The following is a 24,520-nucleotide window of genomic DNA, read 5'->3' as shown; positions in this document are numbered from 1 at the left end:
AATACCGAATTAGGTTATTGTAAAAATAAAACATTGATGAAATTAGTATGAATCTGCTATATAATATTCCTAATTATCTTACCTTAATGAGAGTATGTTTTATACCAGTAATAGTAATGACTTTTTATTTTGAAGATTCAAAATTTGCTCACCGTTTGGGGGGAATAGTTTTTGTAATTGCGAGTATTACAGATTTTATAGATGGATACATTGCACGGAAACTTAGGTTAACATCAAATTTTGGTAAAATGTTTGATCCTATAGCTGATAAAATACTTGTTGTTTCTGTAGTAGTGATGCTAATTAAAAATGGTAGAGCTAATGAGATTGCTTGTTTATTAATATTAATAAGAGAATTTATTGTTGCAGGCTTAAGAGAATTTTTAGGGCAAATACAAGTTAGTATGCCTGTGAGTCGTCTTTCAAAAATCAAAACTATAATTCAGATGGTATCTTTAACATTGCTTATCATTGGATCCAAAGGAAGCAACATAATATTACTAGATAATATAGCTAATGCCTTATTGTGGATAACAGTAATATTTACTCTTGTAACAGGTTTTTTATACTTAAAGGCTACAAGCAAATATTTTTAATAATTATTCCCATATATATTATTAAAGCTGTATTTAACATTATTACAGAAGTTAATAAGTAAAATCATACTGTACTGATAAATTATAATTATATGAAATTGATATTCCTGAGGTAAGAATCTTATTTATCGTTATAAATTTTGCTTGATAAATAATACTTCAATATATGATCTATAATAATTTTTGAAATTGCAGATATAGGTAAAGCCAAAAACATACCTAATAATCCAAATAATTTTCCTGCTACTAACATAGCAAATAAAATCCAAATAGGATGCAACCCTATTGTTTTACCAATAATTTTGGGAGTTAAAATCCACCCTTCCACTATAGAACCAACCATAAAAATTACCATTACATATAACAATTCTGCAGATACACCTGATACAATATATGAATTTACTATTAGTAATATAAATGTGATAATACTACCTAAAAATGGAATAATGATCATGACCCCAGCAATAAAACCAAATAGTAAAGCAAACTCAATATTTAATATTATAAAACAACTAGTATAGTAAAGCATAGTGATTAAAATAATATTTATTTGTCCTTTAATATAGTTTGATAAAGATTGATTAATAGATCGAAATAATTTTATTAGATACGTTTTTTCAGTCAATGGCAGCAAAGATTTTATTGTATTACCCATAGTGCTCCATTCTTTTAGTAAATAAAACAATATTATAGGTACAAGCAATATTATTGTTAAAAGATTAATAGTAGCTATTGTGTAGTCCCACAAGTTATCTGCTACGTTACTGATTATAATGAAAAAGTTATCCAATAATGTTTTAAATAAAAATTGGAAGGATTCTGCAATATTAATATCTAATTTATTAGATATTATTTTTACTATATCTAATTGATCAAAATATAATTCTTGCTGAAGGTTTTTGATTTTGCCAATTAATGTTAATGATTGTTGATAAATTACAGGAATAAGTAGAGTCAAAAAGAATATCAAAAATGTGTATACTACCACTGTTACTATTATCGTTGAAAAATTTCTAGATAAAAAAGCAACTTTTTTATCTAGATATGATACAACAGGCTCCAAAATATATGCTAATATAAATGCAATAAAAAATGGTGTTAGAACATCTACAAGATAGTAAACACTTAACAAGATTGATATTATTAATACTAACCAAAAACCTGCCTTTTTACTCATTAAATTAATATTTTAATTATGATTTTATATTATAGAATGATTATTATATACCTGATTCTAAATTAATCAAATACTGCTTATTATCCAATGTGGTATAACTAAGATTATGTAAATAAAATTCTTCCATTAGTTCCCACTCAGTAGCTTCTGTATTTATTATTATGTTATATAAATTAGAAGTCTGAGGTAATAATTTATAACTCTTAATAATAGTAATTTTAGACAATTTATCTTTGATAAGATTTAATTTTTCTTGTGAATATACTTCAAGATACATATTAATATTATTAATAGTTAATAAATCATCAACTTTAGTTTCATTTTGATTTTGTATACTATTGTTAGCTATAGTATTTTTCTGATTCAGAGTATCTGGTTTACCATAATTATTAATTAAACCTTTTATTATCAATTCTATAACATTTGGTATTGCAGAAATATTAGATATAGTATAATTTTTTGCTAAAGTTTTAACTTTATCTGGCGAATTATGTGAAAATATATATTGTTTTACTTCTAGATAACTTACCCCTGATTTGTTAGTAAACAATTCTGTAGTAATAATCAGAACATTTTTGAAAAATACATCACCAAAGATATTGATGAAATCTTGATATCTAAGTTCCATAATATTTTTTTTGCTAGAATCTTTAACTAAATCTGCTAAAGATTCGAAATGACCTTGAGCTAGATAAATTTTATTATACTTTAGTACTGAATCAAATTTTTTCCAAACATTAAAATTTTTACTATTATCTAACAACGTTAGGATTGTTCCTTGCTTATCAACATTAATTATTAAATATTCATAGAATTTATCAAGTAATTCTCCAGTCGCATACTTAAATATCAGATCATTTAGTTTATTTTTTTCATAGTAATAAGTGACGGTAGCAGTATATTTATACATTGTTGAAGATTCTTGATGTACTGTTATATTAAAAAGATGCTGTAAATCTGAATAAGCAACATTTGCAATATTTTGTATTGATTTTTGATTCAAAATTAATGATAAAGCTCTGCGCTTTCCTAGATCATGTGCTCTAATTTTTGCTTCAATCGCATTGGTACCTTCTGCAGATATAAATATGTAATCAATAGAATTTACTGCAAATGCTATATTTACACTTCCTAAAATAGAACATAAAAATAAAATCCGTACAAACAATCTTTTACAGCAAACACAGCATCTAAAATTTACTATAGCCAAAGTAGATAAATTAGTTAATAACAACAATCTAGTCTGCATATCTTTTTGATACAACAACGGATGCTGGCCTGATTAATCTATCTTGGATCTTATAACCAACTTGCATAACATTGAGTATAGTACCCTCTTCGTAATCATTATTTTCTTTTTGTGATATAGCGTTATGGTTGTGGTAATCAAATTTATCTCCTACTGAAGGCACTATTGCTTCTACTTTATGCTTTTTAAACGCTGACTCCAATTCTTGTTTTGTCATTGTAATGCCTGCTAATATATCTTTTATATTTTCTGTTGATGCTTCACCACCGTGACTAATTGCCATATTTAAGCTATCTATTACTGGTATTAGATCTTTACTAAAATTTCTTATTGAGTATCTTTTCTCTTCTTCTAATGATTTGCTAAACCTAGATCTGATGTTCTCAGACTCTGCAACACTTCTCAAAAATTTATCCTCTAACTCTTTTATTTTATCGTTAAGCTCTTGGATAGTTTGAGATAGTTTCTTACTATTCAAAATTTCTTTTTCTAATAACTCTGCATAGTTATTATCATCTAATATGATTTCATCTTCTGCTACTGTATCATATTGATCTTTGTTACCTTCTGATTCAGGAAATATTTTTACATTTTTATCTTTTAAATCACCACCAGATTTATTAGCCTCTTCTGAGGATATATCACGCATATTGCTATCAACCATATTAATATTTTTATTATGTTTTTTAGATATATTTTCAACTTGATTTGTCATATTTTTTATTTACTTACTGTATATTAGTTGTTGAAGAATAATAATCATCTTAAGTTATATTATAAGATCAAAAAGTTTCAAGAAAACATTCTTGTTAATTTATAAATAATTTAGAAAAACAAATGCCAAAAATGAACCGACAACCACAATACCTAGTTCTACCACAGATAATACCATATATTATAATATATTCAATATTTTTAAAATTTCAATATATAGTGATATCAACAATACTAGTTAGCTAAGCAAAATTAGCCAAATTATAAAAATTATTTATTAATATAATAAAATTTATTGACTATAAATAAAGAAACTAAGTTTGAAGTAGTATCCTATAATATTTAATAGTATGGTTGAATTGTATTACTGACAACAGAATCACAGATAAAATTTATATAACATATTCTCTCTCAGATCTCATACTTTAAAAGGCTATAACATGTATTAGAATATCTAATATCTGCATAGATTAATTAAAATGATTTAATAAATTTTTTTGAAAATGCCTCAAATTGTGTTAATTCTTCTGAATTTGGTAAAATAATAGGATAGTTATTTAACTTGATTTTTTTCTCTAGTATTAATTGTTTATCATTTATCGATGATTGATGGGATATTTTACTATTAATATTTAGTTTGTATTGTCTACCACCAAGTAATTCTATGTAAACTTTTGTAAGCAACAACGCATCCTTTAGCGCTCCATGAAGTTGTCTATGAGAATTATCAATTTGAAATTTTTTACATAAAGCATCTAAATTCACCCTTTTTCCAGGATAACGCTTTCTTGCAATTTTTAATGTATCCTCTACTTTACAAGCTAATGGAGGCATTTTTAATAAATTTAATTCATAATTCAAAAAACCAATATCAAAATCTGCATTATGTATAACTAAGGTATCATTTTTAATAAATCCTAAAAAATCATTTACTATATCTTTAAAAATAGGCTTATCTGCTAAAAATTCATAAGAAATACCGTGAATTTTATAAGATTCTTTTGGCACTTCTCGTTTAGGATTAATATAACAATGAAAGTAATTTTCAGTTACTTCTTTATTTATCATCTCGACTGCTCCAATTTCAATTATCTTATGCCCATCACTATATCTCAAACCTGTAGTTTCAGTATCTAGCACTATTTCTCTAATGTAATTCATATATCCCTATTAAAAGATTTATTTTGTATTTTAGTGATTATTTTATCCAATAAGATCTTCTGATTTTCCCTATTAATATCGCTACAGATCATAAAATCTGCTAATCGCTTTTTTTTTAATTGAGAAAATTGTATTTTTTTTAGCTGATTAAAAATAAATAAATTAAAACCTCTCTCTTCTGCTCTTCTGATTCTTGATTTTTCAGAACAATACACCAGTATACTATAATCAAAATATTTTTGAAATTTAGCTTCAAATAATAATGGTATCTCAAAAAATGCTAAATTTCTAGAATGATTATTATTCTTAAAATCAAAAATAGCCTTTAATACCATAGGGTGTATAAATTCTTCTAATTTGATCCTTTTTATTCTATTAGTATATATAATATTGGCTATCTCCTGCTCAGAAAATTTTGTGATATTTAATATTTTTAATACAGAATTTCGAATGCGAGCATCTTGGTACAATTTTTTTACATATAGATCAGAGGAAAATACAGGGCATCCAAAATCATCATCAATTATATTCAATAAATAACTTTTACCTACAGCTAAACTACCAGTGATAGCTACAGATACCAGCGAATGTCTGTATTTTTTTTTAAAATTCATAAAGATTGATAAACTAATCAATAGTTATAAAACTATAATAAAAAATAATAACTAGCTAACTTGTATATTATGGATACTGTCACCGGTTTCATAAGATATATCTAAAGATATATCTTTCTTATAGCTTTCTTTATAGTAGAACAATAGAAATACAAAACAAAAAACTATAAGTAATAACATATAATATGCAGTCAAATTAGTATAATTTCCTAGATATTGTCTAAAAATGCTTGCAATCATAGGTAGAGTACTACCAAAAATTGCTACACTCGTATTATAAGAAAGGGCAACTCCAGTAAACCTAATTTTGGTAGGAAATAACTCTACTAGAGCAGTTGGTATAGGCCCCATATAACAACCTGTTATTAAAGCAAATAGTATTTCCAATACTATTAACAAACTGTAATCTTTGCTGCTACTATTCAAAACAGAAAACAACGGATATATAATAATTATTAAACATATACTTGAAAAAACTAATACAGGTTTTCTACCAATTTTATCCGAAATATGAGCTGAAATAGGTATCCCAATAATCATACTAATCAAAGTTATAGTATATACCGTATCAATCTGTGAAGCGGAATAGCCTAAATTTAACATATAATCCTTCATTAAGACGGTTAATGCATAAAACGGAACACACACATTAATATAGATCAGTGTAGCAATAAGCATAGAAGCTTTATGATAAAGTATAGTATCACGTATCGGAGAGCGAGATAAATAACCTTTAGATTTAGCAATTTTATATATTGGAGTTTCAGATAAATTTTTTCTTATATATATACCAATAAAACCAATAAAAAGACCAGCGATAAATGGTAAACGCCAACCCCATGATAGTAAATCATTTTCTGACAAAATCTTGGATAGTAATCCAGTGACTCCAACTCCCAGTAAAATCCCCAAACACATACTGATAAAAGATGTACTACCTGCTAACCCCCTCTTAGAATGAGTAGAAGACTCAACAACATAAGAAATACAACCACTAAATTCTCCACCAAGTGCTAACCCTTGTAATAATCTTATTATGACTAAAATAATAGGTGAAAGTAAGCCTATAGATTTATACGAAGGTAATATACCAATAATAGCAGTAGGTATTGACATCATTAATATACCAATAACCAACGATATCTTTCTTCCAAATAAATCACCTATATAACCCAATAATGCTCCACCGAAAGGCCTAGCAGCAGAACCTATAGCAAAAACAGCAAATGTAAATATAGAATTTAAATGATTATCTGGAAAAAAATTATTACTAATAATATAGAAATATTGTGCATATAAAGCATAATCATACCATTCTAAACCATTTCCTATCATACCAGAAATGATAACTTTTTTCATACTCATACACCAAATTACTAAACTAAGTTATTCAATTTTATTACACGGCAACCAAATAAATCGTATAACAGCACTAATCTAAATTTAAATTCCAAAAATAAGCAGGAGGATCTGATAGATCATTTTCTAAATCAGACTTATAATCATTATTAACACCACTATCATTAATACTATTCAATTTATGATCCTGTTTACTACAACCACTTAATAATAGTAAAACAATTAACATTATTCTAACCACTATCAATTGATAAAAATATAAAGACATAATTCACTAAACTCATTAATTGGTACACAGCACTGATTGTACGAAAATAATACTTAATATTCAATGATTAATATATCATTGTCAATGGAAAAACTTTTTAAAATAGAGATAACGCTCATCCCTAGTAGTGAAATCTCAGAATTTTCATTATTACTAATATGTATATCTAAATTCTTTATACTGATAGGCCCTATTTCTAGTAAATCCAATCTATACACCGCACCTAATGCTATGCCATTAGCAGTATAATATCTTTGATCAAAAATTAATTTATTCAAGTCTATACCTAAAAATCTTGCATCCTTTTTAGAAAGAAAAATATTAGTAGCACCGGTATCAACCAAAAATTTTATCTTTTTTCTATTGACTAAAGCATAAATATAGAAATGAGAATCTGCACTGCGATAAATCCTTAAACTTCTATCCAGAGCATTTTCAGCAATAGATCCTGGCAAAATAGCTGATTTAATTCTATGATACACATATTGTAACTCTGGTTTAAATACATAAATAGATATAATCAATATTATTAATACTATCCAATATATGATAAAAAATATTTTTTGCTTCACTTCATTTTTTATTAGTTTATTTATTCGATAAAATACTAATTTTACAATATTTTTTTATGTATTATCTAGCACTTATTTTATCAATCTTTACTTATTGATTAGAATTATTTCTGAATTTTTTAATATCTAAATCTATGTTGAAACAATAATTCAACTATAATTCAATAGCAATGAATGTTATTATAGTGTTTTATTTCGCTAAAACTATAACTGATACTCAGTCATTAAAAATTATAATATTTATTACAGACAATTTAAGTAGCATAGAGTACTGCTGATGGTATTATAAACTCTGAAGACAAAAAATTAATTTTAATATTTTAAGAATATATATTAATATAGGTACTTATCGCCTTCAGAAGTTATAAATCTAAATACTAAGACTATTATAAATGTTATAGGATACAACCTATGCAGCCAAGATAATATATATATATATATTTATTATCTTATATAATCTGATGCAATTAGTAATGCAAGAAAATATCATTATTAATGAATATTAAAGTTAATTTAATTATTACTAATATAATAGTATTTTATACATGCAAAATTACTCAGTGCTATTGCTCTGCTTGGTTAGTGGATGATCAAAAATATAAAATATATAAAAATTTTTCTTTTACTAACCAACAATCTCTAAATTACATACATGACACAGTGAATCAGTATGATAAGGTTATAGAAAATCAAATAATAGACTTAACAAAGATTAAAAATATATACTATAATAAAGAATCACAAAATTTATTATTACCACCAAAATTGAATAATAATAAAACTATAGATACAATAGATAGTGAAATTAAAAAACTGCGCTATCTAAAAAATATTCTTCCATTCGTACAGGAAAAGTTTTTTGCAAAATTGATGATAGAATACGGTTTCGCTCAAGATAAAAATCTAGTAGCTATCATTACTTATCAGTTATTACATAGGTTAATAGAAAATAGAAATAACTCCCAGCAGATATTATCCAGTCATAACAGATCTATAGAGCTAATGTACAAACAAAGGATATTTAATAACAAATCATTTCTTATCAGTTATGCTATATCATGTAGCCAAAAATACATAACTAATAACAAAAACTACAGCTACGCTACTATAGGCCTAATGCTAGGGAAGCAAAATAAAATATCTTCTAAAAAAAATCTAAATAGAATACATGATTATGGAATATATTATACTCATAATATAAATATTAATAAATTTGACTCTATAAAAATATACACGAATCAATTAATAAAAATAAAAAATTGGTTTTGTATAGGCAGTTACACTGAATATATTTTTTATAAACATTACGGAACATTATATTCAAAATTTGCTATTTCAAAAACAATTTATGAGAATAAAAACAATGGTAACAGTTTCAATGTAGAAGTAGGATTATTTATACAGAGATATACCCACTTACAACAACTCAAAAAATCCGGGATAAACATATCTAGCTGGATTGAGATATAACAGCACTAACATATTTAATTACTAAAGAATATAATAAATATTGTTTAGCGTGTTTTTTTGTTATAAATTCTCTCTTTTATCCTTGCTGCCTTGCCAGTTAATTTTTCTAAATAGAATAACTTAGCCCTTCTTACTATACCTTCTTTTAAAATCTTTACTTCAACTATATTTGGTGAATAAGTCATAAATTTTTTATTTACTCCTTCACCATGGCTAACTTTTCTTACTATAAAAGAAGAATTAATAGATCTATTTCTTTTTGCGATCACTACACCAGTATAAGATTGGAGCCTTTGAGTGTTGTTATCAATCTTAGTTTTTACTTCTATAGTATCACCAACTCTAAAATTAGTTAAAACACGCAAAGAATTTATCTTATTGATTTCTTCATTGTTAAAATATTCCACTAAATTCATCACATCCCTATATATTAATATCAAAAATTAAATTAGAATTAAAACACTAAAATACATAATTAACCCCATATTTATGCATAATTTTCTACAATTTGCAACAATTATTATATCTCACGAAATATATGCAATTCATATATTATTTAATATATTGCTAGTGATATTTATTTACTGATTAAAGCTGATATATGGGTATAAATTCTTATTTTTTTATTAAATCTGGTCTGGTAGATTTAGTGATATTAAATGCCTGTTCCTGTTTCCATTTTATAATTTTTTTAGGATCACCAGAAAGTAAAGCCTCAGGAATTGACCTTCCTTTCCATAAATTAGGTTTAGTATATAGAGGATACTCAAGTAATTTAGATCCATTATACTCAAAAGTAAATGACTCCTCTGATAATGCATTACTGTTCTGTATCACTCCTGGTATTAGACGTATCACTGAATCCAAAATCACCATGCTAGCCAGCTCTCCTCCAGATAATATATAGTCTCCTATACTAAGCTCCTCTATATTATATTCTTCTATGATCCTTTGATCAATTCCTTCAAATCTCCCACAAAGTAGTATTATCTTCTTCTTTTCTAGAATCTTGTTAGCAAGATTTTGAGAAAATAACTGACCACGTGGAGATGGATAATATATTGGTACATGAGAATTAGAGCCAGATAAAGCATAATCTAGGGCCTTACCTAACACATCAGGGCGCATTATAAGGCCATCCCCTCCTCCGTACATGGTATCATCTATCCTTCGGTAATTACCTATACCATAATCCCTGATATTTATAACATTAAATGACCATATCTTATCCTTTAAAGCTTTGCCTGATAATGAAAATCCTAAAGAACCAGGGAAAATTTCAGGAAAAATACTCAGAATAGTAGCGTGGAATATAGACATATCAATTTTTGATGCTATTCACTATTTTAATAAATCTTTCATAGTTTTATAATCTATTTTCGCTCCCTTTTCTATTAGAAATTTTAATATTTTAGTAGTATTATAAAATTTCGCATTCATTAATGCTGTCAAACCATTTTTATTTTTATAATCTATATTTGCTCCTTTCTCTATTAGCAATTTTGCTACTTCAACACTGTTATAAGCAGCAGCATTGATTAAGGCAGTATTACTATCTCGAGATTCATAATCTATCTTTGCTCCTTTCTCTATTAATAATCTTGCTACAGCTAGCCTTTTATCATTAGCAGCAGCATTGATTAAGGCAGTTAAACCATCTTTAGTTTCATAATCTATTTTTGCTCCCTTTACTATTAGTAATTTTGCTACTTCGACACTGTTAGCAGCAGCAGCATTGATTAAGGCAGTATTACTATCTCGAGATTCATAATCTATTTTTGCTCCTTTCTCTATTAGTAGTTTTGCTACTTCAACACTGTTATATCCAGCAGCATTGATTAAGGCAGTATTCCCATTTTTATTTTCGTAATCTATCTTTGCGCCTTTCTCTATTAGCAATCTTGCTACTTCAACACTGTTATATCCAGCAGCAGTGATTAAGGCAGTATAACCATCTTGAGATTCATAATCTATCTTTGCTCCCTTTTCTATTAGTAATTTTACTACAGCTAGCCTTTTATCATTAATAGCAGCATTGATTAAGGCAGTTAAACCATCTTTAGTTTCATAATCTATATTTGCTCCCTTTTCTATTAGTAATTTTGCTACTTCAACACTGTTACACCCAGCGGCATTGATTAAGGCAGTATTACTATCTCGAGATTCATAATCTATTTTTGCTCCTTTCTCTATTAGTAGTTTTGCTACAGCTAGCCTTTTATCATTAGCAGCAGCATTGATTAATGCAGTATTACCATTTTTATTTTCGTAATCTATCTTGGCGCCTTTCTCTATTAGTAATTTTGCTACTTCAACATTATTGGATATAGCAGCCTCGATTAATGCAGTATTCCCATTTTTATTTTCGTAATTTATATTTGCACCTTTCTCTATTAGTAATTTTGCTACAGCTAGCCCTTTATCATTAGCAGCAGCATAGATTAAGGCAGTTCCACCTATTTTATTTTCGTAATCTATCTTTGCTCCCTTTTCTATTAATAATCTTGCTACTTCAACATTATTGGATATAGCAGCCTCGATTAATGCAGTATTCCCATTTTTACTCTCATAATCTATCTTTGCTCCTTTCTCTATTAGCAATCTTGCTATTTCAACACTGTTATAATAAGCAGCATTGATTAAGGCTGTATTGGCATTTTTATTTTCGTAATCTATATTTGCACCTTTCTCTATTAGCAATCTTGCTACAGCTAGACTTTTATCATTAGCAGCAGCATAGATTAATGCTGTTCCACCTGTTTTACTTTCATAATCTATCTTTGCCCCCTTCTCTATTAATAATCTTGCTACTTCAACACTGTTATAATAAGCAGCATTGATTAAGGCTGTATAACCATCTTTATTTTCGTAATCTATCTTTGCTCCTTTCTCTATTAATAATTCTGCTACTTCAACACTATTACCGGCAGCAGCATTGATTAAGGCAGTTAAACCATCTTGAGATTCATAATCTATATTTGCACCTTTCTCTATTAGTAATTTTGCTACTTCAATACTATTACCAGCGGCAGCATTGATTAATGCTTGATTATACTCATTTGGAAAAAGGCTTGATATAAATTCTTGAGCATATTTTCTGTTATCAATCTCAGAAAGATTATTACTATCTGTACTGCATGATGCCAGCAAAGCCACAACAAAAATGAAGAAGAATTTAATGTTTAATATCTGTTTATTTATCATATTAGATTATCTGTTATTAATTAAATTGAGTATTTTTTCTGTAAGCCTCTGTTTTATAGAGAATTAGGTATTTTATTTTGTCATAATATTTATTATTTCAGTGAATCCTTGAGCTTTTGCTATCTTTAAAGCCAAAGCTTTATGCTTTGTACTACTGTATTTCAAAAGTAACTTTACCATTTCAGGTTTATTACAGCAAACAGCAATGAATAAGGCAGTTACACCATTTTTATTTTCGTAATCTATCTTTGCTCCTTTCTCTATTAATAATCTTGCTACTTCAACACTGTTACGACCTGCAGCATTGATTAAGGCAGTTAAACCATTTTTAGTTTCATAGTCTACCTTTGCTCCCTTTTCTATTAGTAATTTTGCTGCAGCTAGCCTTTTATCATTAGCAGCAGCATTGATTAATGCTGTATTACTATCTCGAGATTCATAATCTATTTTTGCACCTTTCTCTATTAGCAATCTTGCTACTTCAACACTGCTATATCCAGCAGCATTGATTAATGTAGTTAAACCATCTTTAGTTTCATAGTCTATCTTTGCTCCCTTTTCTATTAGTAATTTTGCTACTTCGACACTGTTAGCAGCAGCAGCATTGATTAAGGCTGTATAACCATTTTTACTCTCATAATCTATTTTTGCTCCCTTTACTATTAGTAATTTTGCTACTTCGACACTGTTAGCAGCAGCAGCATTGATTAAGGCTGTATAACCATTTTTACTCTCATAATCTATTTTTGCTCCCTTTACTATTAGTAATTTTGCTATTTTGATATTGTTATAATAGGCAACATCGATTAGTGCAGTATGACCATTTTTATTCTCATAATCTATTTTTGCACCTTTCTCTATTAGCAATCTTGCTACTTCAACACTGTTATATCCAGCAGCATTGATTAAGGCAGTATTCCCATTTTTATTTTCGTAATCTATCTTTGCTCCTTTCTCTATTAACAATTTTGCTACTTCAACATTATTATAAGCAGCAGCATTGATTAAGGCTGTATAACCATCTTTATTTTCGTAATCTATCTTTGCTCCTTTCTCTATTAATAATTCTGCTACTTCAACACTATTACCGGCAGCAGCATTGATTAAGGCAGTATGCCCTGTTTTATTTTCATAATCTATCTTTGCTTCCTTTTCTATTAATAATCTTGCTACTTCAACATTATTATAAGCAGCAGCATTGATTAAGGCTGTATAACCATCTTTATTTTCGTAATCTATCTTTGCTCCTTTCTCTATTAGCAATCTTGCTACTTCAACATGATTGGATATAGCAGCCTTAATTAAGGCTTGATTATACTCGTTTGGAGAAAGGCTTGATATAAATTCTTGAGCATATTTTCTGTTATCAATCTCAGAAAGATTATTACTATCTGTACTGCATGATGCCAGCAAAGCCACAACAAAAATGAAGAAGAATTTAATGTTTAATATCTGTTTATTTATCATATTAGACTATCTGTTAGCAATGGATATAATTTATTAATCTAATCATGTAGTAAATATTAGTGAAATATTACCAACCTGGTATAGAGATAATAAATATTATTGCAATCAATATGATAATGCAATTAATTTTCTCTTATTATAATTTATTGATATATAACTTTTTAACTTTGGATCTTATAAGAAATTTTGCGGATCTATATCTATCTTCATATGATGTCTTGAGGATAAAGTGATTTTTTTTATCCAAATTCCAATATATTTCTGTATATTGAATTTTTTATCTGATATTATTAGTATTCTATACCGATATTTACCAGATAGTTTAAATATTATAGATTCCACTGGCCCCAATATACTAATATCAAAGTCTGATTTAGGAGCTTGAGTAACAAAATCTGTTGCTATATTTAATATTTCTTCTTTATATTTACTTGAAAAAATTATACAGGCAGCTCTGGTATAGGGTGGCATATTTGATGATTTTCTATTTTCAAGCTCATATTTTATAAATTTTTTTGTATCATGATTCACTAATAACTTTAAAACTTGATTGTTAGAATTATAACTTTGTAAGATTACTCTACCCTCTTTAAGTTCTCTGCCTGCCCTACCAGCTACTTGATGTAGTAACTGGTACATCCTTTCGTTAACACGTAAATCTTCATGTAAACTACCTATATCACTATCCACTATACAAACTAAGGTTAAGTTAGAAAAATGGTAACCCTTACTAACAATTTGAGTAGCTATTAAAATATCTATTTTATGCTCTTGCATTAAAACTAATATTTCATTTATCTCTTTAATTGAAGCATCTGTACTAATAACCCTAACATTGGCATCAGGGAAATATTGCTCTATATCCTCTGCTATTTTTTCTATACCAAAACCATAGCTCACAATATTTGTATCTTGGCATTCAGGACATTTATTAATTATAGCCATAATATACCCACAATGATGACATTTAAGGGATTTTGTATATTTATGCATAACCATATTAGATGAACAAAAACCGCAAGTAATAATATAGTTACATGAATTACAAATTAATAAATTTTTATACCCTCTACGGTTCAAAAATATTAAGCTTTGCTCATTATTATGAAGATTTTTTTTAAGATTCAGCAATAATTCTTTAGAAAGATAGCTATTATACAGTAGTAGCCTATTACGCATATCAACTATTTTGATGCTAGGTAACATTACATTATAAAATCTTGCATTTAACTGTACTATGCTATATTTTTTTTGTAGTACGTTATACATCGTCTCCATAGACGGTGTAGCTGAGGCTAATATAATTTTTGTTTTACCATCAGACATATGAGACTTCAAAATCGACATATCTCTTGCATTATAAGTTACAGATACTTCCTGTTTATATGATGCATCATGCTCTTCATCAACTATTATCAACCTAAGATTTTTATATGGTAAAAATAATGCGCTTCTGGTGCCTATTATTACTAAATCTTTACCGTATATGATAGATAAAAGAGCTTTTTGCTTATCTGAAAGCTTAACTTTGGAATGCCATATAAGAGGTTTAAACCCAAATCTATTAATAAATCTTTCAACAAAATAGTTGGTTAAAGCAATCTCTGGGATTAATATCAATGATTGCTCATTTTTAAGAATTTTTTTAGCTATAATATGAAAATATACCTCAGTTTTACCAGACCCTGTATCGCCTCTTAAAATCACGGGTTTATTTTGCTCTTGTATAGATATTAGCGCGGTATTCTGTAGATCAGATAATTTAGCTAAAGAAAAATTTTCACTTATATTATCATCAGTATTATGACTCTTTGTCTTTAAAAGATTTATTGGTATAACTAGTTTTAATATTGTTCCCAGAGGGGCTAGGTAATATTCACTAACTTTGTTAATAAAATCTAGTTGTTGTTTATCAATGTTGCCAACATGGCTCGCCTTTTCTAGAATGAATTTAAGCTTATTTTTATCATAATTGAAATTATATTCAAGATTGCTAGTTTTTATAATATCCCATACTACTGCTAATAATTTACTGTTACGGAATGGTACTATTACAAGATCTCCTAACTTTAGCTCTAATTCTTTTACTGATAGATAATCTAGTGGAAATAAACCATTTTTAGGAATCAATATTTTTACTAATCTACTATTATTAAAAATATTCTCCATATCGGTTTGAAAATAAAATAACTAAACTAAACTAAACTAAACTTTTGTTTTAAAATTTTTAAATGCAAATACTACATACCATTCTATCTTATTTAAGAATAAGACAGTGCGCTTTTAAAAAATGCCAACTGCCCAGTATCAATTTAAAGCAATTTTAAAGTTTATAATACATAATTAACTATACATCCATACTAACATAGTATAAATTTCATTTAATGAATTTTTATATTAATAAATATTGATTTTTAGTAATATCAAAAAATATGAAAGTGATATTTACAAATAAAACTATATCCAGGATTCTTGCGATACAGGTGTTTTATAATTTTTTTATTATTCAAGAGTTTAACACAGATCATCAATATTCTAATATCGAAAAAATATTGGATTGTCTATTAGAAATGTATAGATGTAGTAAAAATTTAGATCTAAATACTGAAATATCTAATAAAGGAAAGCAATATCAGAATATAAAAATAAAACCAAGCAGAACATATTTACAATTGTTACTAGAAATTACTTATAAAAATTTAAATTTTATTTATGATATTATAGATAATAAGATTAATAAAAAATACAGGATATTTAATACAGATATTTTATTAAAAACGATTTTATTATTAGCCATATCAGAAATAAATTTTTTTTCTGTTCCAGGTAAAATTTTGATAAATGAATATACAAATATTACAAATGATATGATGGATGATGCACAAGTCGGATTTATTAATTCAATTTTAGATCAGTATATTAAAACTATTAAATAAAATTACTATATAAAGATATATATTATGATCATTGGTCCAGGATATAGAGGATTCTTTACTAAAGTAAATAACCCTAAAATCAGAAAAAAATCTTCTAATCAATGGATATCTAGGCAATTAAATGACTTCTATGTAGTACAATCTAAAATTAATGGGTACAGATCTAGATCTGCTTATAAATTAATTGAAATTAATAATAAATTTCAATTATTAAAACCAGAAATAAAGATAGTAGATCTTGGAGCAGCTGCGGGAGGCTGGTCTCAAGTATTAGCAAAAATTACCAGATCACACTCATCAAAAACAGAATTCAATAATATTTGCGCGGTCGATATATTGGATATGAAGCCCATAGAAGGAGTCACATTTTTAAAAGGAGATTTTTATGAAATTAATACACAAAATTTAATTAAAAAACATTTTAATTTTTCAAAAATCGATCTTATAATTTCAGATATGGCAGAAAATACTACCGGACATCAAACAACAGATCATATTAGAATTATTGATCTATGCGAGCACGCACTGGTATTTGCCCTGGAAATGTTAAAAGATAATGGGCACTTTATATGTAAAATCTTTAGGGGATGTTCAGAGAACTCTTTAATAGAACTACTAAAAAATAATTTTAAAACAATAAAATATTTTAAGCCTAAATCCAGTAGAAAAGAATCTAATGAGTGCTATCTAATAGCGTTAAATAAAAAGATATAGCTTATCAATGTAATTATACAGACCGAACTAATAATCAAATCTATCATATACTACAAAATGTAGAGGATACAAGTTGCTTAGGTTATATCTATTAATTTTCTAAAATATTTATTACTTTTTCATATTCTGCTTTACAAAACTCAGAATATGAATTATTACTTTTTTCCTTAGCAATATCCAAGGCAGTCTGATTAGAGTTATTTTTAATATTTTTATCAGCACCATGTTGTAATAATAATTGCACTAATTCTATTGAGCTTTTTTTGTCTACTGCATGCATCAAAGCTGTATATCCTTTATGATCTCTAAAATTTAAATCTATATTTCTAGATAATAATTTGTTCAAGATACTAAATTCAAGACCAACAATCGACCTATTTTTGATCAGTAGTATTAAGGCATCAGATAAATTATTTGCATTCATTCTATTTAAAAGTAATTCCACAACATCTGGTTTATTCGCTTTAAATGCAGCTTCTATTGGGGTATAGTTAACACTATAGTCTACTGGATTATTATATTGTAAATATTCCCTTGTTGTTGTGATGTACTCATAGTAGGTAATACTATATTCAAGTTTATCAGAACTAAATCTAAATGATTGAGGATTTCGTAATATTTGACCATTTTTTAAAAATAATTTTCCTTCGACATGAGGATTAATATTTTTATCCAATAATAAATTAATAATCTCAACATTGCCTAAAAATGATGCTATTACTAAAGGATGTACATACTTGATACTTCTATTTTCAGTATTAGGATGGTGAGTAGCGCCATATTCAATTTCATCAGGAACTTCAGTAAGATTAATGATCTTTTTAGCTACTTCATTATTACCAAAGTAAATAGCTGTTGATAAAGCTGTTAATCCAGAATTATTAGCAAAATGAATTCTGTACATTGTGCTATAAGGTTTAGTATAAGAAGGTACTGTTACTAATGTTGAAAATTCTTCTTTCTGTAAAAGTTTATCAATTAATTTTTGATCATTTTGTTCAATAGCTTTTACTAATATTGAATTTCCAAATAAATCTAACCCACCTACATAAGATAATTTTTTAGATAATAAAAACTCTATCACATCATGCATATTAGTTTCATGCATATTAGCTTGTATTGCTTCCTGGAGTAATGAGATATGTACACATGGTATGTCAGTTAAGTCAACATAATGGAATTTAATACCATTATAATAAAACCCTAACAATCTCAGATCTTCAATAGATAATCCGTGATCATATAATTTCTTTAGCATATTAATATTGCCATGTCTTATAGCCATTGAAGCAGGAGATTTACAATAAAATTTGTTTTTGGATATACGCAACATTTCATTGTTAACACGATTAACTATACAATTAGATATTGGATACATACTATTATCTAAACTACTCCTAGAAGATCTAGAAAATGTTAGAACCTTATTAAAAATAGGTCTAGAAAAATCTGGGAAGTAAGAATTAACATCAGCACCATTATCCATAAGCAACTCAGCAATATCATCATAACCTAAGGCAATTGCATCAGTTACAAATTTACCTAAATGCTTAGCAAATCTTTTCCCTGGCTTTATAGTGGTTAAAGCTGAAGAAACTTTATTAATATCTCCAGAATTTACAGATTCAGACAATAATACTGATTCAGTTTCAGGTAGTTTAAAATATACAAATTCTCTATTAGTACAAGAAATCAAGATTAAAAAGATAAATATATTGAATAAATTTTTTAGATATCTTTTATTCATACTTATATTATTAGTTATTTTGATTGTAACATGTTGATAGCTTTATCATGTTTTAATTTTTTTGCAAGATCCATTGCTGTTTGATTATTACTATCTTTAATATTTTTATTGGCACCATGGTCTAGCAATAGCTTTAATATTTTTATACCTACCTCATCTTCTAATTTATCTTCAGTTATTGCATATATTAAAGCGGTACGTCCTAGGCTATCCTGTAAATTAATATCAGCAGATTTTGATAATAACAAATCAACAGCCTCTAAGTTAGAGTATCTTACTGCTATCATCAGCGCTGTAGGATATATAGCATCTTTATTTAATAACTTGAATCTTCTATATTTCATCTTCTGAAAATTAATATCAATATTATTGTCAATCAAATATTTTACTATATCAATTTTATTTTGCATTATTGCAAACATCAAAGAATTATACCCTTCAGAATCATAACTATTAATATCAACCCCTTCTTTAATCAATAATTTTATAGAATTTATATTACCAGCAATTGATGCAGCAATTAATGGGGTAATAGACTTTAAAACTACTACACTATCTTCAATTTCAGGTTTTTTCTCAGAATAATAAGATGTTATTGTAGAATCAACCCAATCAACTTTATAAAACCTAAAGCTTGTAAAAGTTTTTACCACAGTATCAAGAGCAAAATTTAGAGATAAATCACCTTTAATATCGGGATCAAAATCTTTATTGATCAGCATATTAATCAAGTCTGTGTTATCATAAAATGAAGCTAATATCAATGGTTGTACAGGATAGACACGTCCTGAATCTGAGTCTAACTGGAATACCTCTTTATCCTGATCTTTTAAGCTACCAACATTGTTGAGCATAGTTTTTGCTAATTCAATATTACCTTTATATATAGCAGTTGATAACGCGGTCCATCCAGTATTATTAATAAAATTTATATTATACAAAGGGTAATAAAATGGTAATAACTTTTGTATTATTTTTTGATCTCCTTCTTCTATAGCGAGCATTAACAGAGTATTTCCAAATACATCTATACCGTAGGGATAACCTAATCCTTTAGATAGCAAAAAATCCATTATATCATATCTTTTAAATTTCATAGCCTCTCCAATCATTGAAAGATGTAAACAATATGAACAAGGTATACATGTTAAACTCAAATTCCGGTATATACCTCTAGATGCCATATGAAGCATAAGATAAAGATCTTCTATGAGTAGCCCATTACTATAAAGTATATTAAGAATTTTGGTATTACCTAGCCTTACTGCCATCAGAGCAGGAGATTTACAATAAAATTTGCTGCTAAGTAGCACAGCATTAAAAATAGGAGAATTATAATCAGCATAATGAACATTAACATCAGCGCCATTTTTTATAAGTAGTTCAGCTATATCATCATGACCTAATTCAATTGCCTCTGTTAAAAATTCACCAAGATGTTTAGAAAATTTTTCTTTTGAATCTATAGAAACTAAAGCTGAAGATACTTCGTCAATCTTACCAGATTTGATAGAACGAGATAATGATAACCAATTAGCACTTGGTAATTTTATATAAGAAAAATCCATAGAAGAACAAGAAGCTAGTGATATCAAAATAATTAAAATGTATTTTATATATTTAATCAAAATTACCATTTTAAAACATACCTAGCGTCAGCTGATGATTTATTAGTTTATCTGGTACATGAATATATATTACTATTTAAAAATCTAAGCTGGAAATTTTCTTTATTTGATCTTCTGTTGCTAAACAGTCTATTATTTCATCTAAATTGCCATTTTTTACTATTTCATCAATTTTATATAGGGTTAAATTTATTCTGTGATCACTTACTCTCCCTTGAGGAAAATTATATGTTCTAATTCTTTCTGATCTATCTCCAGAACCTATTTGGGATCTTCTTATATTAGATCTTTCTAAATTTTTTTTATGCTTTTCTGATTCATATATCCTAGATTTTAGAATTTTAAAAGCTTTCGCTTTATTCTGATGTTGAGATTTTTCATCTTGTTGACACACAACGGTACCAGTAGGTATATGTGTAATTCTTACTGCAGAATCGGTGGTATTTACATGCTGCCCTCCGGCTCCTGAAGCTCTATATGTTTCAATCTTCAAATCCTTTTCTTGAATCGTAATTTCTAAATCCTCTACCTCTGGTAAGACAGCTACGGTAGCAGCAGAAGTATGTAATCTCCCGCTAGTTTCAGTTTTAGGTATCCTTTGTACTCTGTGAACTCCAGATTCAAATTTTAGCTTAGCAAATACATCTTTACCTTTAATTAATGCTGAAGCCTCCTTATACCCCCCTATATCAAGATGAGATATAGATAAAATTTCAAATTTCCAATTTCTTTTTTCTGCATATTTTGCATACATTGTAAATAAATCAGCAGCAAATATACCAGCCTCTAATCCTCCTGTACCAGACCTGATTTCTAATATAGCGTTTTTATCGTCATCTTCATCTTTTGGCAATAATAATATTTTAATTTCTTTTTCAAGCGAAGTAGCCTTATTAGATAATTTATTTAATTCTAAACCCAACTCATCTATATCACCTAAATCTTGCTTACTATCGGCCAAAAATTCCTTCATATCAGATATATCTGATATGAACCCCCTATATTCAGTAATTTTCTTTACTACAGGTTGAAGCTCAGAATATTCCTTAGAATGCCTTACAATATTTTGATTAAAATTTTCATCTGACAATAACTTTGATAAATGCTCATATTTATACAAAATTTTATTTAATTGATCCTGAAAAGTCATCCAACAAAGGCTGTTTTAAATATATGATTAATTATTATTAGTATTTTTTAATAATTGTACTATATCATCACTGCCTCGAGTTGTTGCAATATCTAAAACTTTTGCTCCATCACGAGCTTTTATATTAATATCTGCTCCAGTATCTATTAATAATTTTACAAAATCAATATTATCTGAAATAACAGCGTGCATTAGCGCGGTATAACCAAGATTATCTTGTAAATTTAAGTCTGCTTTTGCTTCTAGCAATAAGTCAAATGCCTCAATATTATTATTACGAATTGCCATCATAAGTGGAGTTAAATAATTTATACCAGTTTGTGAATTTTTTTTATTAAATTTCACTTTTTGGAAATTAATATCTGCAGAATTTTTTATTAAGTATTCTATAGCATCTATCCTATTCAATGATATTGCAAACATTAATGCGGTAAATCCTCTATCATCATAATCATTTACTTTGATGTCCTTAGATAATAGTAACTTTGTGATGTTTACATTGCCAGAAATTATAGAAGCAGTAAGTGCTGACATATTAGAATAAGTATATATACTATCTAGTGTATTATTTTCAGATAGTTTTTCAACATATAAATATAAATCATATAAACCATAAGAGTTAATTAACGGAGCAACTCTTTGCTTCATAACATAATTATCTATAGAATATATGGTAGCTTTTGTATTGATATCTTTATTAGATTTAGATAATAGTAATTTTACTATTTCTTCATTGCCGGAAAAACTAGCCAATACTAACGGGGAAGTGATCTTAGAATTCTTATTCAAAGTAAAATGATTTTCTATAAGATATTTGGCTGTATCAAAACTATTACTACTAATCGCATATGATAATGCATTCCAGTTTGCATTAGTTACAGTTCCGATTTTTGCTTTATGTAAAACTAATAACTCTTTTAACATATCAATATTATTGGATTTTGCTGCAAACATAACAGCAGTTTCTTTAAAAACATTGGCTTTATTAATTTTAGCCCCTTTTGATATTAATAATCTACTAATATTTATACTATTAGGCGTTTCTAAAGATTTCATCAATGGAGTAGTATCATCAATTGGTAAGTGAACATGTTTTTTAAAATTATTTGCTTTCTTACCACATTGACTATTATCCAATTTTGCACCATTTTTAATTAATATTTCAACTAGTTCAAAATTATTATTTTCTACAGCATAACTCAATGGAGTTTTATGTTCTAGATAACTTGGCATCCCCCTTACATTACTATTATGGTTAACCTTGGACAAAAGATTGTAAGCAATACCTTGTGGAGCAAACCATAATAAATTATTAGTTTTAACATCTTTTGAAGTAGGAATATATGTAATATTTTCTTGGGAAATGAAATGATTAACATTTGCTCCAAGACTTATAAGAAATTTTGCAATGTCTGTACGATCATACTTCACAGCGTGGATTAGAAGTTCAGCTAGTTGAGTTTTAGAAATATTTTTTTTATCGAATAAAATAGCTGAGGATTCAAAAGAATCTCTATTTCCAGATTCAATTATTTGAATCATATTAGAATATTGAATACTAGAAGATTTAGATCTACCCCCTTCAAAAGCACAAGATATAAAACAACAAGCTAACAAAATTATGAATAAACTTCTTAACATAAACATAAAACCACAACAATAATTAATTAATAACAATTATATATTTAGATATCGAATAATAGTGCAATTTATCTTATAAAGAAAAGGAATTACCACATCCGCATTTAGATTTTTCATTTGGATTTATAAACACAAATCCAGATTTAAATTGCTCTTCAATATAATCCATCTTACTACCCAGCAAAAAAAACAAAGCTTTTTGATCAATTAATATAGTAACATCTCCTCCTTTTACTACCTCATCAAATTTATCTATTTTATCTGCATATTCTATAAAATACTTAAATCCAGAACATCCACCGGATTTAACTCCAATTCTAATACCAACAGCAGGAGGAGATTTACGCTGTTTGAGCAAATATTGAACACGCAACTCCGCCTCTTTTGTAACAAATAGTACCTGGTTATTAGTCATAATATGAATATCATTTAGTAACAAATAATTTTATATTATATTCAATCCAAGTTTTTAGCTGCATTTTTGTTTTTGTAATCCTTGATTGCGGATTTTATAGCATCTTCTGCTAAAAGTGAACAATGTAACTTTACAGGTGGTAATGACAAATGTTTTGCAATATCAGTATTTTTAATTGTAAAAGCATCATCAATATTTTGTCCTTTTATCCATTCAGTTGCTAAAGAACTAGAAGCTATAGCAGAACCACAACCAAAAGTTTTGAACTTTGCATCTGTAATCACATTATTATCAACCTTTATTTGCAGCTTCATTACATCTCCACATGCTGGAGCGCCTACTAACCCTGTGCCTATATTTTCTTGATCATTACTGAATGATCCTACATTTCGCGGATTTTGGTAATGATCTATTACTTCTTTACTATATGCCATAATA

23 protein-coding genes are annotated in these 24,520 nt (G+C 27.4%); 4 read left to right on the top strand and 19 right to left on the bottom strand.

What is annotated here, in order from left to right:
- Positions 1 to 47 precede the first annotated feature (47 nt).
- Positions 48 to 596, top strand: coding sequence for a CDP-diacylglycerol--glycerol-3-phosphate 3-phosphatidyltransferase (gene pgsA, locus IHI24_RS00430; RefSeq protein WP_194966100.1), 549 nt, complete (start codon positions 48 to 50; stop codon positions 594 to 596).
- Between the two features lie 121 nt (positions 597 to 717).
- Here pgsA and IHI24_RS00425 read toward each other — a convergent pair whose 3' ends face one another.
- From IHI24_RS00425 to IHI24_RS00390, 8 genes are all read right to left on the bottom strand, one after another.
- The gene (locus IHI24_RS00425; protein ID WP_194966099.1) at positions 718 to 1,773 is read right to left on the bottom strand and encodes an AI-2E family transporter; all 1,056 of its coding nucleotides are present in this window, start codon (positions 1,771 to 1,773) and stop codon (positions 718 to 720) included.
- 43 nt (positions 1,774 to 1,816) lie between these two features.
- Positions 1,817 to 3,022 (bottom strand): hypothetical protein, encoded by a 1,206-nt coding sequence (locus IHI24_RS00420; protein ID WP_194966098.1) that lies wholly within the window; start codon positions 3,020 to 3,022, stop codon positions 1,817 to 1,819.
- Positions 3,012 to 3,737: a nucleotide exchange factor GrpE gene (grpE, locus tag IHI24_RS00415; RefSeq protein WP_194966097.1), complete on the bottom strand. Its 726-nt coding sequence runs from the start codon at positions 3,735 to 3,737 to the stop codon at positions 3,012 to 3,014. Before grpE ends, IHI24_RS00420 begins: the two co-directional genes overlap by 11 nt.
- Positions 3,738 to 4,210: 473 nt before the next feature.
- Entirely contained in the window at positions 4,211 to 4,897 is a 687-nt protein-coding gene (gene dnaQ, locus IHI24_RS00410) for a DNA polymerase III subunit epsilon (protein WP_194966096.1), read from the bottom strand.
- A complete protein-coding gene (coaE, locus tag IHI24_RS00405) occupies positions 4,894 to 5,511 on the bottom strand; it encodes a dephospho-CoA kinase (RefSeq protein WP_194966095.1) in 618 nt (205 codons plus the stop codon). Before coaE ends, dnaQ begins: the two co-directional genes overlap by 4 nt.
- Positions 5,512 to 5,562: 51 nt before the next feature.
- Positions 5,563 to 6,870: an MFS transporter gene (locus IHI24_RS00400; protein ID WP_194966094.1), complete on the bottom strand. Its 1,308-nt coding sequence runs from the start codon at positions 6,868 to 6,870 to the stop codon at positions 5,563 to 5,565.
- Between the two features lie 73 nt (positions 6,871 to 6,943).
- Positions 6,944 to 7,099 carry a hypothetical protein gene (locus tag IHI24_RS00395; RefSeq protein WP_194966093.1) on the bottom strand — a complete coding sequence of 52 codons (156 nt, stop codon included), beginning with the start codon at positions 7,097 to 7,099 and terminating at the stop codon, positions 6,944 to 6,946.
- 92 nt (positions 7,100 to 7,191) lie between these two features.
- On the bottom strand, positions 7,192 to 7,710 hold the full coding sequence (locus tag IHI24_RS00390) for a retropepsin-like aspartic protease family protein (RefSeq protein ID WP_194966092.1): 519 nt from the start codon (positions 7,708 to 7,710) through the stop codon (positions 7,192 to 7,194).
- A gap of 495 nt (positions 7,711 to 8,205) precedes the next feature.
- Between IHI24_RS00390 and IHI24_RS00385 the strand changes: the two genes are divergently transcribed.
- Positions 8,206 to 9,180, top strand: a complete 975-nt coding sequence (locus IHI24_RS00385) for a hypothetical protein (protein ID WP_194966091.1) — start codon at positions 8,206 to 8,208, stop codon at positions 9,178 to 9,180.
- Between the two features lie 44 nt (positions 9,181 to 9,224).
- On the opposite strand, the gene rplS is transcribed toward IHI24_RS00385, so the two are convergent.
- The 5 genes from rplS to priA form a co-directional block, all read right to left on the bottom strand.
- Positions 9,225 to 9,596 (bottom strand): 50S ribosomal protein L19, encoded by a 372-nt coding sequence (gene rplS, locus IHI24_RS00380; protein ID WP_194966090.1) that lies wholly within the window; start codon positions 9,594 to 9,596, stop codon positions 9,225 to 9,227.
- Positions 9,597 to 9,795: 199 nt separating this feature from the next.
- Positions 9,796 to 10,500: a tRNA (guanosine(37)-N1)-methyltransferase TrmD gene (trmD, locus tag IHI24_RS00375; RefSeq protein ID WP_194966089.1), complete on the bottom strand. Its 705-nt coding sequence runs from the start codon at positions 10,498 to 10,500 to the stop codon at positions 9,796 to 9,798.
- Positions 10,501 to 10,521: 21 nt separating this feature from the next.
- Positions 10,522 to 12,384: an ankyrin repeat domain-containing protein gene (locus tag IHI24_RS00370; protein WP_194966088.1), complete on the bottom strand. Its 1,863-nt coding sequence runs from the start codon at positions 12,382 to 12,384 to the stop codon at positions 10,522 to 10,524.
- Between the two features lie 72 nt (positions 12,385 to 12,456).
- Positions 12,457 to 13,851 carry an ankyrin repeat domain-containing protein gene (locus tag IHI24_RS00365; RefSeq protein WP_194966087.1) on the bottom strand — a complete coding sequence of 465 codons (1,395 nt, stop codon included), beginning with the start codon at positions 13,849 to 13,851 and terminating at the stop codon, positions 12,457 to 12,459.
- 174 nt (positions 13,852 to 14,025) lie between these two features.
- Positions 14,026 to 16,020, bottom strand: a complete 1,995-nt coding sequence (priA, locus tag IHI24_RS00360) for a replication restart helicase PriA (RefSeq protein ID WP_194966086.1) — start codon at positions 16,018 to 16,020, stop codon at positions 14,026 to 14,028.
- A gap of 263 nt (positions 16,021 to 16,283) precedes the next feature.
- Between priA and IHI24_RS00355 the strand changes: the two genes are divergently transcribed.
- Together IHI24_RS00355 and IHI24_RS00350 are read left to right on the top strand one after the other, a co-directional pair.
- The gene (locus IHI24_RS00355; RefSeq protein WP_194966085.1) at positions 16,284 to 16,787 is read left to right on the top strand and encodes a transcription antitermination factor NusB; all 504 of its coding nucleotides are present in this window, start codon (positions 16,284 to 16,286) and stop codon (positions 16,785 to 16,787) included.
- A 24-nt stretch (positions 16,788 to 16,811) separates the two neighbouring features.
- On the top strand, positions 16,812 to 17,501 hold the full coding sequence (locus tag IHI24_RS00350) for an RlmE family RNA methyltransferase (protein ID WP_194966084.1): 690 nt from the start codon (positions 16,812 to 16,814) through the stop codon (positions 17,499 to 17,501).
- Between the two features lie 91 nt (positions 17,502 to 17,592).
- Here the strand turns inward: IHI24_RS00350 and IHI24_RS00345 are convergent, their stop codons facing one another.
- From IHI24_RS00345 to iscU, 6 genes are all read right to left on the bottom strand, one after another.
- A complete protein-coding gene (locus IHI24_RS00345) occupies positions 17,593 to 19,248 on the bottom strand; it encodes an ankyrin repeat domain-containing protein (protein ID WP_194966083.1) in 1,656 nt (551 codons plus the stop codon).
- 14 nt (positions 19,249 to 19,262) lie between these two features.
- On the bottom strand, positions 19,263 to 20,885 hold the full coding sequence (locus IHI24_RS00340) for an ankyrin repeat domain-containing protein (protein ID WP_194966082.1): 1,623 nt from the start codon (positions 20,883 to 20,885) through the stop codon (positions 19,263 to 19,265).
- Positions 20,886 to 20,952: 67 nt separating this feature from the next.
- On the bottom strand, positions 20,953 to 22,026 hold the full coding sequence (gene prfA / locus IHI24_RS00335; protein WP_194966081.1) for a peptide chain release factor 1: 1,074 nt from the start codon (positions 22,024 to 22,026) through the stop codon (positions 20,953 to 20,955).
- A gap of 27 nt (positions 22,027 to 22,053) precedes the next feature.
- Positions 22,054 to 23,667, bottom strand: a complete 1,614-nt coding sequence (locus IHI24_RS00330; protein ID WP_194966080.1) for an ankyrin repeat domain-containing protein — start codon at positions 23,665 to 23,667, stop codon at positions 22,054 to 22,056.
- Positions 23,668 to 23,740: 73 nt separating this feature from the next.
- Complete coding sequence (locus IHI24_RS00325) at positions 23,741 to 24,082, bottom strand: HesB/IscA family protein (RefSeq protein ID WP_194966079.1); 342 nt, start codon at positions 24,080 to 24,082, stop codon at positions 23,741 to 23,743.
- A 41-nt stretch (positions 24,083 to 24,123) separates the two neighbouring features.
- A complete protein-coding gene (gene iscU, locus IHI24_RS00320) occupies positions 24,124 to 24,516 on the bottom strand; it encodes a Fe-S cluster assembly scaffold IscU (RefSeq protein WP_194966078.1) in 393 nt (130 codons plus the stop codon).
- Positions 24,517 to 24,520 lie beyond the last annotated feature (4 nt).

This window comes from Rickettsia endosymbiont of Cardiosporidium cionae (assembly GCF_015476335.1).
Lineage (GTDB): Bacteria > Pseudomonadota > Alphaproteobacteria > Rickettsiales > Rickettsiaceae > JADHZC01.
The sequence above is the reverse complement of the archived record's forward strand: the minus strand, read 5'-3'. Positions and strand labels throughout refer to the sequence as shown.

Coding starts and splice junctions, on each gene's coding strand:
- rplS (WP_194966090.1), bottom strand. CDS start 9,596: ATGAATTTAGTGGAATATTTTAACAATGAAGAAATCAATAAGATAAAT.
- trmD (WP_194966089.1), bottom strand. CDS start 10,500: ATGTCTATATTCCACGCTACTATTCTGAGTATTTTTCCTGAAATTTTC.
- IHI24_RS00400 (WP_194966094.1), bottom strand. CDS start 6,870: ATGAAAAAAGTTATCATTTCTGGTATGATAGGAAATGGTTTAGAATGG.
- IHI24_RS00350 (WP_194966084.1), top strand. CDS start 16,812: ATGATCATTGGTCCAGGATATAGAGGATTCTTTACTAAAGTAAATAAC.
- IHI24_RS00325 (WP_194966079.1), bottom strand. CDS start 24,082: ATGACTAATAACCAGGTACTATTTGTTACAAAAGAGGCGGAGTTGCGT.
- IHI24_RS00345 (WP_194966083.1), bottom strand. CDS start 19,248: ATGAATAAAAGATATCTAAAAAATTTATTCAATATATTTATCTTTTTA.
- IHI24_RS00340 (WP_194966082.1), bottom strand. CDS start 20,885: ATGGTAATTTTGATTAAATATATAAAATACATTTTAATTATTTTGATA.
- iscU (WP_194966078.1), bottom strand. CDS start 24,516: ATGGCATATAGTAAAGAAGTAATAGATCATTACCAAAATCCGCGAAAT.
- pgsA (WP_194966100.1), top strand. CDS start 48: ATGAATCTGCTATATAATATTCCTAATTATCTTACCTTAATGAGAGTA.
- IHI24_RS00330 (WP_194966080.1), bottom strand. CDS start 23,667: ATGTTAAGAAGTTTATTCATAATTTTGTTAGCTTGTTGTTTTATATCT.
- IHI24_RS00365 (WP_194966087.1), bottom strand. CDS start 13,851: ATGATAAATAAACAGATATTAAACATTAAATTCTTCTTCATTTTTGTT.
- grpE (WP_194966097.1), bottom strand. CDS start 3,737: ATGACAAATCAAGTTGAAAATATATCTAAAAAACATAATAAAAATATT.
- IHI24_RS00370 (WP_194966088.1), bottom strand. CDS start 12,384: ATGATAAATAAACAGATATTAAACATTAAATTCTTCTTCATTTTTGTT.
- IHI24_RS00385 (WP_194966091.1), top strand. CDS start 8,206: ATGAATATTAAAGTTAATTTAATTATTACTAATATAATAGTATTTTAT.
- IHI24_RS00420 (WP_194966098.1), bottom strand. CDS start 3,022: ATGCAGACTAGATTGTTGTTATTAACTAATTTATCTACTTTGGCTATA.
- dnaQ (WP_194966096.1), bottom strand. CDS start 4,897: ATGAATTACATTAGAGAAATAGTGCTAGATACTGAAACTACAGGTTTG.
- prfA (WP_194966081.1), bottom strand. CDS start 22,026: ATGACTTTTCAGGATCAATTAAATAAAATTTTGTATAAATATGAGCAT.
- IHI24_RS00425 (WP_194966099.1), bottom strand. CDS start 1,773: ATGAGTAAAAAGGCAGGTTTTTGGTTAGTATTAATAATATCAATCTTG.
- priA (WP_194966086.1), bottom strand. CDS start 16,020: ATGGAGAATATTTTTAATAATAGTAGATTAGTAAAAATATTGATTCCT.
- IHI24_RS00355 (WP_194966085.1), top strand. CDS start 16,284: ATGAAAGTGATATTTACAAATAAAACTATATCCAGGATTCTTGCGATA.
- coaE (WP_194966095.1), bottom strand. CDS start 5,511: ATGAATTTTAAAAAAAAATACAGACATTCGCTGGTATCTGTAGCTATC.
- IHI24_RS00395 (WP_194966093.1), bottom strand. CDS start 7,099: ATGTTAATTGTTTTACTATTATTAAGTGGTTGTAGTAAACAGGATCAT.